This window comes from Alkalimarinus coralli (genome assembly GCF_023650515.1).
GTDB lineage: Bacteria > Pseudomonadota > Gammaproteobacteria > Pseudomonadales > Oleiphilaceae > Alkalimarinus > Alkalimarinus coralli.
Genome location: NZ_CP096016.1, coordinates 4,124,519 through 4,141,503, shown reverse-complemented (window position 1 = coordinate 4,141,503; position 16,985 = coordinate 4,124,519). Strand labels below are relative to the sequence as shown.

13 protein-coding genes and 1 pseudogene are annotated in these 16,985 nt (G+C 47.8%); 8 read left to right on the top strand and 6 right to left on the bottom strand.

What is annotated here, in order from left to right; translation table 11 throughout:
* Positions 1-111 precede the first annotated feature (111 nt).
* Both fghA and MY523_RS18535 read left to right on the top strand, forming a co-directional pair.
* Entirely contained in the window at positions 112-987 is an 876-nt protein-coding gene (gene fghA, locus MY523_RS18540; protein WP_250656162.1) for an S-formylglutathione hydrolase, read from the top strand.
* Between the two features lie 258 nt (positions 988-1,245).
* Positions 1,246-2,868: pseudogene (locus MY523_RS18535) on the top strand (methyl-accepting chemotaxis protein); the annotation flags it as partial.
* 200 nt (positions 2,869-3,068) lie between these two features.
* On the opposite strand, the gene MY523_RS18530 reads toward MY523_RS18535, so the two are convergent.
* Both MY523_RS18530 and MY523_RS18525 read right to left on the bottom strand, forming a co-directional pair.
* A complete protein-coding gene (locus MY523_RS18530) occupies positions 3,069-3,344 on the bottom strand; it encodes a hypothetical protein (protein WP_250656160.1) in 276 nt (91 codons plus the stop codon).
* A gap of 201 nt (positions 3,345-3,545) precedes the next feature.
* Positions 3,546-4,187: a YceB family lipoprotein gene (locus MY523_RS18525; protein ID WP_250656159.1), complete on the bottom strand. Its 642-nt coding sequence runs from the start codon at positions 4,185-4,187 to the stop codon at positions 3,546-3,548.
* A gap of 202 nt (positions 4,188-4,389) precedes the next feature.
* Between MY523_RS18525 and MY523_RS18520 the strand changes: the two genes are divergently transcribed.
* Positions 4,390-6,018: a 3-(methylthio)propionyl-CoA ligase gene (locus MY523_RS18520; protein ID WP_250656158.1), complete on the top strand. Its 1,629-nt coding sequence runs from the start codon at positions 4,390-4,392 to the stop codon at positions 6,016-6,018.
* A gap of 76 nt (positions 6,019-6,094) precedes the next feature.
* Here the strand turns inward: MY523_RS18520 and MY523_RS18515 are convergent, their stop codons facing one another.
* Positions 6,095-6,934 carry a lysophospholipid acyltransferase family protein gene (locus MY523_RS18515; protein WP_250656157.1) on the bottom strand — a complete coding sequence of 280 codons (840 nt, stop codon included), beginning with the start codon at positions 6,932-6,934 and terminating at the stop codon, positions 6,095-6,097.
* Between the two features lie 373 nt (positions 6,935-7,307).
* Here MY523_RS18515 and MY523_RS18510 point away from each other — a divergent pair, with 373 nt between their 5' ends.
* The 3 genes from MY523_RS18510 to trpS all read left to right on the top strand — a co-directional run bounded on the left by MY523_RS18510 (position 7,308) and on the right by trpS (position 11,622).
* A complete protein-coding gene (locus MY523_RS18510; protein WP_250656156.1) occupies positions 7,308-9,332 on the top strand; it encodes a methyl-accepting chemotaxis protein in 2,025 nt (674 codons plus the stop codon).
* Between the two features lie 2 nt (positions 9,333-9,334).
* Complete coding sequence (locus MY523_RS18505; protein ID WP_250656155.1) at positions 9,335-10,405, top strand: cyclic nucleotide-binding domain-containing protein; 1,071 nt, start codon at positions 9,335-9,337, stop codon at positions 10,403-10,405.
* 197 nt (positions 10,406-10,602) lie between these two features.
* Entirely contained in the window at positions 10,603-11,622 is a 1,020-nt protein-coding gene (gene trpS, locus MY523_RS18500) for a tryptophan--tRNA ligase (protein WP_250656154.1), read from the top strand.
* A 126-nt stretch (positions 11,623-11,748) separates the two neighbouring features.
* Here the strand turns inward: trpS and MY523_RS18495 are convergent, their stop codons facing one another.
* From MY523_RS18495 to MY523_RS18485, 3 genes are all read right to left on the bottom strand, one after another.
* Complete coding sequence (locus tag MY523_RS18495) at positions 11,749-12,954, bottom strand: coiled-coil domain-containing protein (protein WP_250656153.1); 1,206 nt, start codon at positions 12,952-12,954, stop codon at positions 11,749-11,751.
* 268 nt (positions 12,955-13,222) lie between these two features.
* Positions 13,223-14,491, bottom strand: a complete 1,269-nt coding sequence (locus MY523_RS18490; protein ID WP_250656152.1) for a HipA domain-containing protein — start codon at positions 14,489-14,491, stop codon at positions 13,223-13,225.
* Positions 14,488-14,763, bottom strand: coding sequence for a helix-turn-helix domain-containing protein (locus MY523_RS18485; protein WP_250656151.1), 276 nt, complete (start codon positions 14,761-14,763; stop codon positions 14,488-14,490). The genes MY523_RS18490 and MY523_RS18485 overlap by 4 nt, the downstream gene beginning before the upstream one ends.
* Before the next feature lie 297 nt (positions 14,764-15,060).
* Between MY523_RS18485 and MY523_RS18480 the strand changes: the two genes are divergently transcribed.
* Together MY523_RS18480 and MY523_RS18475 are read left to right on the top strand one after the other, a co-directional pair.
* A complete protein-coding gene (locus MY523_RS18480) occupies positions 15,061-15,276 on the top strand; it encodes a dodecin (RefSeq protein WP_250656150.1) in 216 nt (71 codons plus the stop codon).
* Positions 15,277-15,429: 153 nt separating this feature from the next.
* On the top strand, positions 15,430-16,896 hold the full coding sequence (locus MY523_RS18475; RefSeq protein ID WP_250656149.1) for an aminoacyl-histidine dipeptidase: 1,467 nt from the start codon (positions 15,430-15,432) through the stop codon (positions 16,894-16,896).
* Positions 16,897-16,985 lie beyond the last annotated feature (89 nt).

Sequence of the window (16,985 nt, the reverse complement as noted above, 5' to 3'; positions counted from 1 at the left end):
TGCACCATTTTGAGTCATTTTTTAACGCTGTATTTGTAAGCGCAGTAGTCGTGCAAAACTCTCTAAGAGGCATATATATAATCCACCCATGACTTTACGGATACACACACAATGACTGCGTCAACGTTAACACTGTTGTCTGAAGTCAGGTGCTTTGATGGCTGGCTAAAGCGTTATAGCCACCCATCAAGCAGCTGTCACTGCGATATGACCTTTTCTGTTTATCTTCCACCCCAGGCAGAAGATAAAGTAGTGCCGGTTTTATACTGGCTTTCCGGGCTAACCTGCACAGACGAAAACTTTATGGTCAAATCTGGCGCCCAACGCTATGCGGCAGAGCATGGCATCGCAATCATCGCGCCCGATACCAGCCCTCGCGGAGAAGACGTACCCGATGACCCTGATGGAGCCTGGGATTTTGGTTTAGGCGCGGGGTTCTACCTCAATGCGACTCAGAAGCCATGGTCAACTCATTACCACATGTATGACTATATAACGGAAGAGCTGCCCAAACTGCTCAAGGAAAATTTCCCTGTCGATTCGCAACGCCAGTCAATCTCGGGGCACTCAATGGGGGGGCATGGGGCGCTTACGATTGCGTTAAAAAATCCTGGCAGATTCAGCTCTGTCAGTGCTTTTGCACCGATTGCAAACCCTCTGCAATGTCCATGGGGAGAAAAGGCCTTTAGCCATTATCTTGGCGACAACCGCGAACAATGGGCAACGTATGATAGCTGCCACCTCATTAAGCATTGCCCTGAGGAGCAAGCTCGACAACTGACACTGCTGGTTGACCAGGGGTTGGGGGACTGTTTTATCAGTGAGCAACTAAAGCCGGAAGCGCTTGAACAGGTATGTGGTGAAAAGGGCGTTGACCTGACGCTCCGGTTACATGAAGATTATGATCACAGTTATTATTTTATTGCTTCGTTCATAGGCGAGCATATTAAATTCCATGCCAAGCATTTAATCGGCTCAGCTTCCTAACTCCCCTTGTTAAAACGGGTTCACCATAACCCCATACTCTATTCCCCCTATCGTTCGATAGGGGGTGGTAAACATTCCACGCCCATGCTGAACATCAGCCCAGGCTAACCGTCAAACGACGCTTTCACCTGACTAGAGCGCTTAACCTGTCATATGGAATATTACGTCTATACTAAGTACTGTTAGATCCATCTATTAGTAAAGCCATGTATTGCAAGAGCAATAATAACTCTGGAGTTTAAAAAAATGCTCTCTCGACTAAACGTTGGAATGAGATTAACCCTCTCAGTATTATTCCCTATCGTTGTACTAATCGCTGTAGTGGTTAGCGCGGTTAATATTTTCTCCAAAATCGAGCAAGGCGTCGACAGTATTTATAGCGACCGGGTTGTGCCCCTGCAAGACCTGAAAATTATCGCCGATGATTATGCCGTTTTAGTCATCGATGCCATTAACAAGGCCAACGCTGGCAGGAAAACAGCCGAAGAAGCGCTAAAAGATGTACGTCAAGCCAAGCAGCAAATCAGCTCAAAGTGGGGGGCGTACATGGCAACGACGCTAACCAAAGAAGAAGCTGAACTGGCCGAGGACGCAAAAATGCTGTTTACAGCGGCAGATCGCGCCATTACCAACGTAGAACAGCAACTTTCACAACTATCAGGCAATGTGCAAGGCCAATTAGATAGTATTGATGGCCCGCTATACGATCAAATTGCCCCCATTAGCGATAAGCTGGCAGAGCTGATTGCGCTTCAATTACGCGTCGCAGGGGAAGAGCGCGACCGAATTTCTTCCATGACGGACTCCCTCACATTTACCTATATTATCAGCACATTATTGGCAGCAGCGCTTGTAATAACACTAAACTATCTTGTGAGCAGGTCAATCGTTGGCCCGTTGAACGAACTAAAAACCACCATGAGAACCATTGAGAAAACATCCGATATCAGTATGACCATTGACCTGAGCTCGCAGGACGAAATAGGCCAAACTGCACAGGTGTTTAATCTCATGATGAAACGCATCAACGATGTTATGGCACAAATCAAGAGCGCGGTACTGCAACTGTCAGCAGCCTCAGAACAACTTGCTACCATCGCCAGCCAAACCAGCGTAAGTACTCAAAAGCAGCAAGCTGATACTGATCAGGTTGCAACCGCCATCCACCAGATGAGTACCACGGTCCAGCAGGTGGCCCACAGCACCAATGAAGCACAACAGGCCGCTCAGTCAGCAGATTCACAAACATCAGACGGGCGGGAAGTCGCCAGTCAAAGTGCCTCTCTGATTAATGAACTAATGGACGAAATTCAGAACACCTCAGCTCTGATAGAGTCTTTAGACCAGGAGAGTCAGAACATCGGCTCTGTCGTCGACACCATTAATGGTATTGCCGAACAAACTAACCTCTTGGCGCTCAATGCGGCCATAGAAGCAGCCAGGGCGGGAGAGCAAGGGCGCGGCTTTGCGGTCGTCGCAGATGAGGTTAGAACGCTGGCGCAACGAACGCAGCAGTCTACACAAGAGATCAGGGATGTCGTCGAACGACTGCAACAGGGCGCCCGCAATGCAGTGAACGCAATGGCAGGCGGGAAGTTAAAAGCAGGAGAGTGCTCAGACACCGTTCAACAGACCCATAGTGCACTGGTTCAGATCGAGCAAGCGGTGCAGAATATTCGCGATATGAACATTCAAATTGCCAGCGCTGTAGAAGAGCAGTCAGCGGTAACGGAAGATATTAACGTGAATGTTTCGTCTATTAATACCATATCGGTCGAGTCAGCTTCTGCGGCGTCCGACATCTCTGATTCAAGCCAGCACCTGGCTAAACTGGCTGTTGAAATATCTGATCAGGTTAACCAGTTTAAGATTATTTCTTAACCGTGCGGCTTCGATATCTACTAAAAAGGGTGCTACGGAGCACCCTATTTAGTAACCATCAGATGGTCAGTAATTTTAAAACCGGCATTTTGAGCCGCTATGCCCGATACATTATCGAACGGAATGAAAACGTTGTATGGAACCCTAGAACATCTACACGTGATTAAAGTCAGGTCATAACCTGCTTTAATGCCCGTAAGCTAAGGTTGAGGTTCTTCTGTGTCAGCCTCTTCCTGGTACATATCTGACTCTTCGCCTGTTTCAATAGGCTCCTGAGCCTGATCTGTTACTTCACCACTCTCCTGATCTGGCATACCTGCCGCAGTGGGGGCCTCTTCCAACGTCTGCTCAAACTGCTCTACAGCACCTTGCTGATCCGTCATATCTTCGACTTCATCACTCTTGGCAGATCCATCAGCCATCGCATACTGGCCAGCTAAAAAAAGCCCTAAAACAATCCCTAAAAGCATTTTCATTGTTTTGCTCCTTATGAACGTCTGTTTACGTTCGCTAGTAATGGGATGTTACCTAGCACCACCTTCATTGTAGTTGACAGGCTGATAGCCCTTTCGATTATTAAATAATAAAAACGTCTACCTATAGCGTATTATTCTATAACAACCATCACGAACAATCTGGCTCGAACCAAAGCAAAAAGTATGATGTATGCCGCCCTCTCAAGGCAGAAATCGCAGCAAGTCATCCTCGATGAGTAACGTTGCTTTATCAACATTAGCGTATGATAACTGGCCATCAGGCAAAAACTGGTAAACAGGGTAAGCGCTGAAATAGGCGGTAAACCAATCATTCATATTTGCCATAAACTGGTCTTGATAGTCATTAGGAACAAAGTTGTTGAAAAAGAATGAGCCTTTTTCATTCAGTTCTTTGAGCTCAAAAAAAAGTTTATCCTCATCCGCGACCAATATGCCTGACAGTTCAATACTCAGTGGCTCAGCAATATCGAGCCCAAGAAGCGTTAAGCGAATAACCGGCTCGGCCAATAGCTTTATTCGCCCTTCCTGTGGCGGCTGCTGACCCACCAGTGAAACCTCTATGCTATCCAGCTCAATCTGTGCATCGACCATGGGGTCTGCAATCACTCGTTCAGCAAAAAAGCCGCTCAAGCTGGCCACCTCATCAGGAATATGAATCTGCATATTCAGCAGTCCATTAATCGGTAACTGCTTATCAATGCTTGATTGAATATCACTCTCTTTCAAAAACAGCTCGTCAGGTTGTTTTTCATTGCATCCCAGCAACAAAATAGCGGCCAGACTTAAAACCCAGACTCGAAATAAAGAAGAAATATAGACCATCAAAGGCAACTCCTTAGCGGTGATAATAATGATTGAGTGTACGTTGAGCCTTCGTAAGATGCCAGTAACAAGCAGAACACCAGTGATAAATTGTACTAAAGCCTATTGCGCAACAGCCCCTGTTCGTACCATTATGGAGAGCATACCCCGTTAATAATAAAACCAATCATCTACATTGAAAACTTTGCTCAAGGAGACCACCATGCAGGGATTAATGATGGACACCCCATTAACCGTCTCATCCATCCTCCAGTACGCTGAGCAGTATCACCAAGATGGTGAGATTGTCAGTCGTAATGTCGAAGGCGGCATTCACAGGTATGGCTATAAAGATGCGGCTGCCCGCGCTAGACGGCTCGCTAACGGATTAAAGAGATTGGGCGTACGGCAACAGGACAGAGTCGCCACACTGGCCTGGAATACCCACCGACACTATGAAATCTACTTTGCGGTATCGGGGAGCGGCGCCATACTACACACCATTAACCCCCGGTTATTCCCCGATCAACTGGCATACATCCTCAATCATGCTGAAGATGAAGTCCTGTTTATTGATCTGACCTTTATTCCCCTGCTGGAAAAAATTGCGCCAGAACTGAAATATCTTAAGCAGGTTATTGTCATGACCAATCGGCAAAATATGCCTGAGTCTCCTTTACCTGATGGAACCCCCTTTCTTTGTTATGAAGCCTTGGTCGACTCTGAATCTACCGAGTTCGACTGGCCAGAGATAGACGAAGAAAGTGCGGCTTCACTCTGCTACACCTCCGGTACAACAGGTAACCCTAAGGGTGTGCTCTATAGCCACCGGTCGACGGTTTTACATGCCTGGGCCAGCATCTCAAGAGATGCGCTGGATATTGGCAACCGCAGTAATATATTGCCCGTTGTGCCGATGTTTCATGTGAATGCCTGGGGGGTGCCGTACTCCGCAACTATGGTTGGCGCAAAACTGGTTTTGCCAGGTGCGGGCATGGACGGCGCCTCACTGTCAGAGCTGATAAACGGCGAGCAGGTCGACCTGTTATTAGGTGTACCGACGGTCTGGCAGGGACTATTGCAATACTGCGAGCAACAAAATATCACTCTTGACTCAGTTGACAATGTGGTGATCGGCGGGTCGGCTGCGCCTCTGTCGATGATCAAAGCCTTCCAGGAGCAGCACAATGCGTTTGTGATGCACGCCTGGGGCATGACCGAGCTTTCACCCATCGGCACCATCAATAGTATGAGCCGTTACATGAAAGACTTACCGCTGGATGAACGCTACCAGCTTCAGACCAAACAAGGCCGCCCGGTATTCGGTATTGAAATGAAAATCGTGGGTGCTGACAATCAGGCGCTGCCACACGATGGCGCTTCATTTGGCCGCCTAATGGTCAAAGGCCCCTGGGTCATAGAGCGCTACTATAAAGCCGAGAAACCTGCCTTGATTGACGGCTGGTTTGATACCGGAGATGTGGCAACGATTGACTCCCGAGGCTATATGAATATCGTTGACCGCGCCAAGGATGTCATCAAGTCAGGTGGGGAGTGGATAAGCTCGATTGATCTGGAGAATGCCGCAGTGGGTCACCCAGCAATAGCCGAATGCGCAGTTATCGGTGTTTACCATCCGAAGTGGGATGAGCGGCCGCTGTTATTGGCGGTAACAAAAGAGGGCATGGACGTCAGTAAAGAAGAGCTGTTGAATTACTTGTCAGATAAAGTCGCCAAATGGTGGTTACCTGATGATGTTATTTTTGTCGATGAATTACCCCATACAGCAACTGGCAAACTGCTAAAAATGAAGCTTCGGGAAACCTACCAAAGAGCGCTAGCGGATAGTTAATATGAAGCGTTAGGGTTAATAGCGTGTGCTCACGTACCATTGAGTTTCAGTTCGCGAGCACACTCTATATAAACCATTAAAGCGCTGTCAGCAGCTTCCTTAACCAGCCTTTATCGCTATCCTGCTCACGCAGTTTAAGCAGTTCATCAATCTGGCTGTTTATCGCCTCGGCGACCACGTCTCTGGTTTCAAATAACAGCTTGTCTGTTTGTTCCTTGCCCTGTAGCTCAGAGGTTGCAATGGGTTTTCCAAATGAGAAGTAAAACCGTTCAGGCCGGGGGATAGCCGTTAAACCAATACCCCGGGTAACAGGCGGGATCATATCGCCGTTACGTAGTGTCTTTTTGTAGAAGCGGCTACCTCTAAACCGCTGACCTAGCCCCTTTGCTATATCGTTAGCGTCTAACAGCACGGAAAGAGCGTCATCAGGGCCTACACTGGCAAAAGGAACAATGTCATAACCGTGCTGAATAGCCATTTTGACGAACCCAACTCGCGCTTTCCACACCAGTTTGTACGACTCTCCTTTGCGCTTGAACACCTCACGTGCGCCACCGGGAAAGACCAGCACCGATTGCCGGTCTTGCATCAGTGCACTACAAATTTCACGAGTACCCTCTACAATACCCATGCTTTTGATATAGCGAGTCCATAACGGAACCCCAAAGTGCATATGGTCGGCCAGCGAACGGGGAAAAACACCGCTATGCTGATAAATTGATTTAACAATCAACATCGGGTCAAACACACCGTAAATCGTATGGTTACCCACAAACAGCACCGGCCGGTCTTTTGGAATATTATCTGTCCCTATGCTTTTAGGTGAAAAGTACAGCTCAGATGGGCGCAGTACTTTGTCGGCGAAGCCCTTGTCCGATGGTTTAAACGCCAGAATTTCCTCTATCTGAGAGTCCATAGCCTAAGTCCTTCGTATCATTGTCTTGGCGAAAGTCGCTATAGTACCCTAAAGCGCTATACCACTACACTACCTCACTCCACTACACTACCTCACTCCACGACACCACTCCATTGCACCACCATTCCATCACACCACACATGCCAAGGATTAAAGGGCGGCAGGCTGAAAAGGCCTGTACTGTTTGTTACGCCTGATAACATAAACGCTAAAGTATTCGAACTGCTGGGCGATGTATTATGGTACAGATGGGCCTGTATAAAGTGGCAATAAGCCATGTCAACTAACGATCAGTGGGCTACACTTTTTGATGCGACCTGATGATATCAACATTAGGTAAGCTAAATAATAATGATGTAACTGGGTTGCTATTGTGCTGAAAAATATTCTTCATCCGGGGATGCGTTTAATCTCCCGCTTAGGTTTTGCCAATAAATTCACACTCATTAGTTTGCTATTTTTCGTTCCGCTGGCGTGGCTGAGCTACAGCGTTATTGATGAGTCTTATGAAAAAATTAAAACCACTCAAAATCAACGGGAAGGTCTTGAACTACTGGATCTAGCTCAGGCTTTGGTAGACGCATCAGAGCGATTTCGCGATATAAAGCTGCTCTCTGCCTATCAATCAAGCCCTGATACTGCGGTACTTCAAGCACATAAAAGTGCCGTCACCAAAGCGATCAATGCCATTGAAGCCAGTGATGCCCGCTTCACCAAAAATGAAACGTATCAGAACTTAATAGATGCCGTCAGCAAGTCACTAAAAAGAATGGAGTCGGTCTCGGTGTCAGCCAACGCCACGCCCGAGTCAACCTTTTCAATTCTTAATGAGCTGGTAATCAACGCCAATGCGCTGATCAAAGCAACACTGGAACTGAGCGAACTATCTCTGGACTCAAACCACAACACCAAATCGATGATCGATTTTGCAACACGGGACTTAAAGTCGTACAGCAATACGGTTGGACTGCTTCGGGCAACAGGTGCTTACGCACTCACGCAGGCTTATCTGAACTCAGCCAATGCGGATGCACTCGACTCCATATCCAGCAAGCTCTATGAAATACAGCCACAGCTGGAAAAAACAGTCACCTTGATGATTCCAGATGAGCAGTCAGAGATAAAAAACGGCGGCTCAGCCCTGGTTAGTGAAATAACCCGACTACTCGATGTGGTGGATACACAAATAATGACCGCCACTGAACTGAATACACCGTGGAAGGACTATTTCGACGAGATATCATCATTTACCAACCTGCAGTATTCGCTGACCAGCGAAATCTTCAGCGAGGTCGATAAACACTTTGCCACCCGTTTGGAAGCACAGAACAAAAAGCTCACCTTGATTAGCCTGGCCATCGGCATTGTCATGATACTTATTATCTACCTGTATGCCTCATTCTACCTCTCACTTCGCACCTCGATAGACCGCCTGCTGGAAGCCACCAGTAAAATGGCGGAAGGCGATATGACCGTCAAAATGACGGTGGCAACACAAGACGAACTCGGCCACCTGACCGAGCAGTTCAATCAAACGGCAGAGCGCATGAGAGAGCTGATTAAAGAAGTTCACAACACCTCTGACAGTGTTTACCAGCAGTCTCAAGAAGTCAGCCAGATCACCGGCGTCACCAGCAACTCAATCAATAAGCAGATGGAAGAAACCGAGCAGGCTGCCAGCGCCATGACCGAAATGTCTTCCAACTTCAGCGAGGTATCTGACTTTTCAGCACAGGCAGAAAATGCCGCTCAGGAGGCCAGCAATGAGGCCAATCGCGGGAGAGACCAGGTTCATAAAACACTGTTGAATATCAATAACCTGGCCGGTGAAATTCAGAATTCATCAAGTGTTGTTGACCAGTTGGCAAAAGACAGCGCCAACATCAGCCAGGTACTGGTTCAGATCAAAGGTATCGCCGAACAAACCAACCTGCTGGCACTGAATGCCGCGATTGAAGCCGCACGGGCCGGTGAGCATGGCCGAGGTTTTGCCGTGGTGGCAGATGAGGTACGTTCACTATCCAGACGTACTCACGAGTCCACAGAAGAGATTGAAGAGATGGTGGATAAAATCCAGCAGGGTGTCGGCAACGCCGTTACAGCCATGTCTAACAGCCACAAAATGGCCGAAGGCACTGTCGTAGAGTCAAAAGAGGTTGAAGAAGCACTGGAAGCGATTCATGATAAAGTCTCTTCCATTGCCGAGATGAATACCCATATCGCTGAGGCCGTTAAGCAGCAAGCCACCACCGCCGAAGATATTGATAGAAACATCGTGGGCATCAGCCGAGTCGCGGAAGACAATGTCGGCAACGCCGCTGAAACCACCCGCGCAAGTGAAGAGATGGCCACCAAAGCCAACCAGCTACGTGAAATGCTAACCTCATTTAAGGTCTGATTATGTCGCTTCAGGCACAATACAATATTACTGAAAAAACCATGGCGAAATATTCGCCACTTGATCAGCTTTCGTCCACCTATTTGACGGAAGTGCTAAAAAAAGGCCGCGTTGTAGAGTTCGATGCCGGTGACACCTTGTTCGAAAAAGGTCACGATCTGGCATTTCACTACTATTTGCTGGCGGGGAAAGTCACCATTAAGAAGGGGCTTTTTTCCAGCAAAACGATTGATAGCAACCACAAAGCAGCGCTCCACCCGATTAACAATCTGATAACCAGCGAAGCAACAGTTAAGGCTCAAACCGCTGGCCACTTGTTTTTAATCGACCCCAAACTGCTCGACAGGGCACTGGCCTGGAGCGAATCGAACCCCAATAGCGAGAAGAACAAACCAGCACAAGGTGCCAAGACAACCACGCCACAGCAAACTCAAGGTGAGTTTGATGAAGAGTATTTTAACTGGATGACCAGCTTGCTGGAGTTTCCACTCTTTCTGAACCTGCCCCCTGCTAACATCACCGAACTGTTTGACCAGTTTGAACGAGTCGAAGTTGAAAAGGGCCAGACAATTATTCAGGAAGAAGATGAGGGCGACTATTTTTATCTGCTGATTAGTGGCAGCGCCAAAGTGACGGTTGGAGAACAACAAACCAAGCTGGCTACACTGAGACCGGGCGCTTATTTTGGCGAGGAGGCGCTGGTCTCCGATATCGTCCGTTCGGCCTCTGTCATTATGGAAGAAGATGGCTGTCTGGCCAGACTTGATAAAGAGTCATTCCAAAAACTGCTGCATAACCCTCTGGTCAAGTATGTTTCCAATGCCGAATACCAGAAAGCTGCGGCAAACCCTGAGCACAACATGGCGCTGTTAGATATTCGTTCGCTTTCTGAGTTTGAGCATATCCCGATGCCAGATTGTCTGCATATTCCTTTGAGTGATCTACGCAGCAGCTTGTCGAAGCTCGACAAAGCGGTGGTTTACTATCTAACCGAAGATGGCGGGCAACGTAGTGATATTGCAGCGCATATCTTGTCTCAGAATCAGTTTAAAGTGTTTGTGCTGCGAAACTGACACTCCGACAAGCAACGCCTCAGACAACTAACGCCCCATGGCTGACGCTAAATCGCAGGCGTCGGCCCTGGTCGACAGCGTGCACTGAATTCTCTGATAGCTGTCATCGTTCATCGACTGGCGGGCTTATCTTGGCTATCATATCGGCTTTTTCTTAACGCCTCTTACAGGCGGCGATTAACACAGGCGGGCAGTTGATGATTAAGCAGCGGGTTTTAACCGGAATAACCACCACAGGCACACCTCACTTGGGAAACTATGTCGGTGCCATCAGACCCGCAATAGAGGCCAGCCAAACAGGGGACAACGAGTCATTTCTGTTTTTGGCCGACTACCATGCGTTGATTAAGTGCCAGGATCCCAAGCTGGTACACCAGTCAACCATGGAAATTGCCGCAACCTGGCTTGCATTAGGGCTGGATACCGACAAGGCCTGTTTCTACCGACAGTCCGACATCCGTGAAATTCCAGAGCTTACCTGGCTACTGAACTGTGTCTGCGGTAAAGGGCTGATGAACCGTGCCCACGCCTACAAAGGTGCGGTAGATGCCAATGTTGCGAACAACGAAGATCCTGATAAGGCCATTACCATGGGCTTATTCAGCTACCCTGTGTTAATGGCGGCAGATATCCTAATGTTTGGGGCTAACAAGGTGCCTGTTGGTAAAGACCAGATTCAACACGTAGAAATGGCCCGAGACATCGCGCAGCGCTTTAACCATATTTATGCCAGCAAAAAGAAACCCATACTGACACTGCCTGAATATGTCGTCGATGATAACGTGGCCATTCTACAAGGTCTTGATGGCCGAAAGATGAGCAAGAGTTATGGTAATACCATTCCATTATTTCTGACCGAAAAACAACTTCAGAAACACATCAACAAAATACAGACCAACCTGCTTGAGCCCGGCGAAGCAAAAGACCCGGACAGCTCAACCGTATTTCAAATTTGGCAGGCCTTTGCAGATGAAACACAGACCGCAGAAATGCGCCAGGCATTTGCTGAAGGCATTGGCTGGGGCGATGCTAAAAAGCGTTTATTCTCATTAATAAACGAAGAGATTGGTGAATCCCGCGAGCGCTATAATGACTTACTGGCTCGACCACAGGATATTGAAGCCGAGTTGCAGAAAGGAGCCGAAAAGGCTCGCAAACTTAGCCAGAGCATGATGGATAAGGTTCGTGAAGCCGTCGGTATTTACGGTCTAAAGTAGTAGAAATTGACAGTCTACGTAGCAGGTCAGCCCTTTGGTTTGCCAAGGGTGCCTGCAACACAGGTTTATGGACACTACCTGGATTTCAAAGAACGCCTTTGGCTGAGCTATCTAGAATTTTACCCGCTATGGCGCAGCCGCTGTCGTTTTCTCAACTTTAGATTGCAACACTTTAAGCTTAGCCTCAAGCACAGCCCGCTGGTCTTTTTCTGCCTGTACTTGTGCTTCTAGCGACGCTATCTCCTTCAATTTTGCCTCAAGCGCCTGGTCTTTGCTGGTTGCAGCTTGCTTTCCGGCTGTTAATTGCGACCTAAGAACCTCTGAAGATTGATTTATTTCACTTAGTTTGTTGGCCAGCTCATCACGGCTTTTGTTCAACAGTTGATGCTGCTCTTGCAGCGTCGCCAGCTGTAGTTCAAGCTCCGACTGGCGCTTCACTTTTGCTGCAATAATTTTATCGCGTTCATCAATGGCCTGTTTTGACGCAATCAATACACCTGACTTCTCTTCCAGCTCGACGATCAGCGACTCTTCCTGCCTCTTGAGATCCGTTAGAGCGGCACTCTTCTCATCTAAACCCAGCTTAAGCTGCTCATTCTCCTTAGTCATGCCTGCCAGCAAATCTGTACTGGCATTCAGCTGATTAGTGCTGTCCGCTAAGGCTTCTTCTAACTGGCTAACCGTCTTTAGCAGAGACGCCTTTTCCTCTGTTAGCGCAGCAACCGTGGCTTCCAGCGTTTTTTTGCTGCTTTCCAGCTGGGTACGAGTGCTGTCACTGCTGCTTTTTTCTTTTTCCAGTGCTGCATACGCACTTTTTAGCGTATCCAGCTCTCTTTGAGTTCTGGCCACCTCATCTTCTTTTAACGATAGTTTTTGAAGCACCGCAACCTTTGAGTCTTCGGCATCAGTCAACACATCACTCAGTTTGTTAACGTTCTGATTCGCCTGGCTCAAGCGCTGCGAGAAAATGTCATTTTTGGCGTAATAGTCATAGGTTAGATAACCTGCACCGGCTCCCGCCAGCAATAGCACTGGCAGCATAAAAGACAATCGCCGTTTGCGCGCTCGCTGAAATTGCGCTCGCTCATCCTTATACTGCTCTTGGTCAGTCTGAAGCTGTTTAAGTTGCTGAGTGACCAGCGTCTCACGTTTTGACAGGTCTTGCTCTTTCTCCAGTGTGCTTTTTTCCCGCTCTGCAACCTTCTCCTGCTGTTGCCCCAGCTTGTCTTCCAGCCTTTGTTGCTGCTCTACCCGGCGGGCTAGCCGGTCTTCCTGAGTCCTCAGCTCTCGCGCCTTTCGATCTATTTCCCGTTGCTCTGGTGACACCCCCATAAAGGCGACTCTCCTGACTCTACTACTGATATTAATAAATTAGTTTGCAGTGACTTAATCTAAGTCTAGCTGAAAAATAGAAACCGCCAGGAATATGTAGAAGAGTAGTAGGATTGTCGGGAATAATTCGGGTCAGAGCATAATGCATACTCAATAGAATCGGGCGCGGGGCAGCCTCATACAAAGCCCATGGCACAATGTGCGGCTACCGAGGGGATAAGTGTAGGCAAGTAATAAAGTACCCGGCCACACTAGAGCACGGAACGAATCAGCCCAACTGATTTAGCATATCCTTAATCACCCCAAAGACGATCGTGCGGAGGTGCCTTAGTTCCCCGGGGGACATTTTTTCATCCCCTGTCATTTCTTCGGTTTGCTTTAGTAGTGAAGCGCTCTCGGTTTCTATCTTCTTTAGCAGGTAGCTTATTGTTCTATTAATAAACGGGCGCTTTAGATTAATTTGCTCACCAAAATTAATAAAATGACTACTCCGAACCTCTTTGAAGTACGTCGCTCCGCCTAGCTGCCAGCTTAACTCATCCTCCCCCCATTGACCTATCTCGGCATAACTTGTTGTGGAAAGCAGGTCGTAGTGAGGTGTAACGGTCATTCCTTCCGGCTCACAAAATACAGATAAGTTCTTCAGGTGCGCGTCAGCATTACCGATGACCGTGTTAAATAGCATCCATTTGAAGAGCCTCTGCTTTGCCGTTGCTTTTGTGCGACAAAGATCAATAATTTTGTTCAGGTTGTCGATTGTGCTCCCTGCGTACTTATCTTTACCGTAGATAGACAGTAGTTGGCAGCCATCCATTGTGTGTCGACGCAACAGGGTGCCCTCTTCAGATGCTACCCGGTCAAATCGCTCAATCAGGTAGATTGGTTCCGGCACTTGCCTGTAATATGTTTCTGGCACATCAAGACCTACTCTCTTCGCCAGCTGCATAACGAACCACTCGTTAGCAACGGAATGCGGGTAGTCATCTGTATCTTGATGGTCTGGCTTTAAAATGTGGCTTGATACTGTATTTCCGGTAGGTTCAAACAAAGCGCCGTTTCGATAGATCAATGGCAGTTTGTGCTGTGCCCCTGCAAGTGACATTCTCTTCGCAGCAGTAGAAGCTAACGGTGTTCTTGGAAGCTTTTTTATTCGTTCGCTAAGTTCACTCTCTGAGAGTGGAATTTCCCCCTGCTCAGCAACTGTTTCGCCTTCAGCAAGGAGCGTTAACGCCCCCGCAGACTCATAGCCAAAGTGAGCTAACATGGAAAAGGAATCGCTAGATTCAAATTTTTGGTCTTTTGCGATCAAGTCACGGGCCTGCTCTTCTGGCAATAAATTGTCGAAAAACCACTGCACGGGACGGGTGGTTGACCCGTCAAGAATAAACTTATCAGAACGGAGCAGACTAGGGGATAGGTCAAATCCTATTTGGCTATCAACCCAGCTGTTGTCATACTGGAATGACCAAATATTATTCTCTTCGATAAGATGCCCGACTAGGACATTGTTAAACCAAACACCTAGACTTCGCTTCACTTCTTGCTATCCTTTTTATTTAGCGTTGAAAGTACCTGCTTTACTCTGTCAGAGCTAAGCGGGACATCTAGATGAATCTGAATGCCAAGCTCTTCAAATAGGTCCAGTATTCCGCCGATGTTCGGTTTGGATTTCCCGTTCTCAATGTCCCTGATATAGACGTGAGACCGGTCTATCATATCGGCCACATCATCTTGACGAATGTTTTCGGATTTTCGGACGGCTTTTGTCAAAGCGCCCAGTTCAGCAGTGTTCTTTATTTTGACTAGCATAATCCACCCATAATATAAGCCACAGTTTAGAAATTAGCCACCAGTAAAGAATTTTGACGTGCAATCTAAGCTACAACTTAGTTTAGTATTATAAATCCGACCAATGCAAGTAAAATCTAAACCACAGGTTAGAATTTGAGTGGCGTCTTTATAGCTCAATTCTATAGCCCAACAACAGTAAGAGGGTGTGCCCTGCGCCCGATCTGTCCAAATCAACAACTGTTCAATTTATAAACAGAAAAGGCTAATTTAGTTCTATACTAAAATGGAGTATTTCTCTCAGGAGAGGTAAACGTCATGTCTGATCATCGCACCTATAAAATAATCGAAGTGGTAGGCTCTTCACCCCAGGGGACAGACGATGCAATTCGCAATGCCATCGCCGAGTGTTCCAAGTCGCTACATAATATTGACTGGTTTGAGGTTCTTGAAACTCGGGGCCATGTCGAAAACGGTAGTGTGGCTCACTTTCAGGTCGTCATGAAAGTAGGCTTCAGGGTGGATAACAGTTAAGCACATTGTTCAAGATAGAATATGTACTTACAAGATTGCTGATGTACTTATGCCGCAGAGTCTTTTCAAGTCTGCCTGTTTTCTTTATGGTGTCTGAACGATTTGAAAACACACACTTGCTAACCCCTCTGCGTCATTACAGGTTACTCTTTTATGGATATCACACAGCTCCAGCCCTCCACCCTATGGCAGTATTTTAATCAACTGTGTGAGATTCCACGCCCCTCAAAACATGAGCAACAACTGGTCGCTCATATACTCGACCTGGCTGAAAACAAAGGCCTTGAAGCGTTTACCGATGCAGCAGGTAACGTCATTATTCGCAAGCCGGCCTCACAGGGAAATGAGGCTGCCACCCCGGTAGTGATGCAAAGTCATCTCGACATGGTGCCGCAAAAAACAGACAGCAGTAGCCATAACTTCTTCACTGACCCCATAGAAACCTATATTGACGGAGAATGGGTTACCGCGAAAGGAACCACGCTGGGTGCCGATAACGGTATCGGTGTCGCCGCAATTCTAGCGGTGATGCTCACCGATGATATTGAGCACGGCCCGCTGGAAGCCCTGCTGACGATTGACGAAGAAGCTGGTATGACCGGTGCAGCGAACCTGGAAGCCGGGGTGCTTAACAGCCATATATTGCTCAACTTGGACACAGAAGAAGAGGGCGAGCTCTATGTGGGTTGTGCCGGGGGAATAGACGTCAATATCTCTGTTCCTGTTGAGTGGGAGCCAGTTCCCGATAACTACCTGGCTCTTCAACTGTCAATCAAAGGGCTGAAAGGCGGACACTCCGGTATTGATATTCATAGAGGTCGCGGCAATGCCGTTAAGCTGGCAACACGTCTTGCACTGGAGTCGCGGCATGACTTCCCGGCTTTAAGGGTCTGCGGCTTTGATGGCGGCACACTGCGCAATGCTATTCCTCGCAACAGCGAGATAACCGTGGTGCTACCTGCGCATCAGCAGGAGGATTTTTCAAACACGGTCAACGCCCTTAAGCTGCTGTTTAGAAACGAACTAAGAGCCGCAGATGATACGGTTGATATTGACATCGAGGCTATCGACAGCGAGGAAATCTCACAATGCCTGACTAAAGACAGCCAGTCGGCACTGCTACAGGCGTTATATCGCTGCCCTAACGGGGTTATTAAAATGAGCAGCCTGTTTGAGGGGGTGGTCGAAACTTCCAATAACCTGGCCACGGTAAACCTGAATCAGCAACACTGCACAGCGCAGTGCTTGGTGCGCAGCTCAGACAATGCAGCCAGAGATAAAACCTGCGAGCTGATTAAATCAGTTTTTGCCGAGACAGATGCGAAGGTTATCACCGACAACGGTTACCCGGGCTGGCAACCCGTACCATCGTCGCCCCTGTTGCAAACCATGCAGCAGGTTTATCAACAGACCTTCAATAAAGAGGCCATCATTCAGGTGATACACGCGGGGTTAGAGTGTGGCCTTCTAGGCGAGAAATACCCGGAGTGGGATATGATCTCATTTGGCCCCACCATCAGAGGCGCTCACTCGCCGGATGAGCGCGTGCATATTGAGAGCGTAGAGAAATTTTGGACATACCTACTGGCAGTATTGAAGCGGCTGGCCGTGTCGAATTGATCCACCTTATCAACTAGTCAAGTAACATAAATACCCAATAGGGGTTGCCAAACATAACGCTATAAGGCTAGACTTTGTGGCATTGTGAT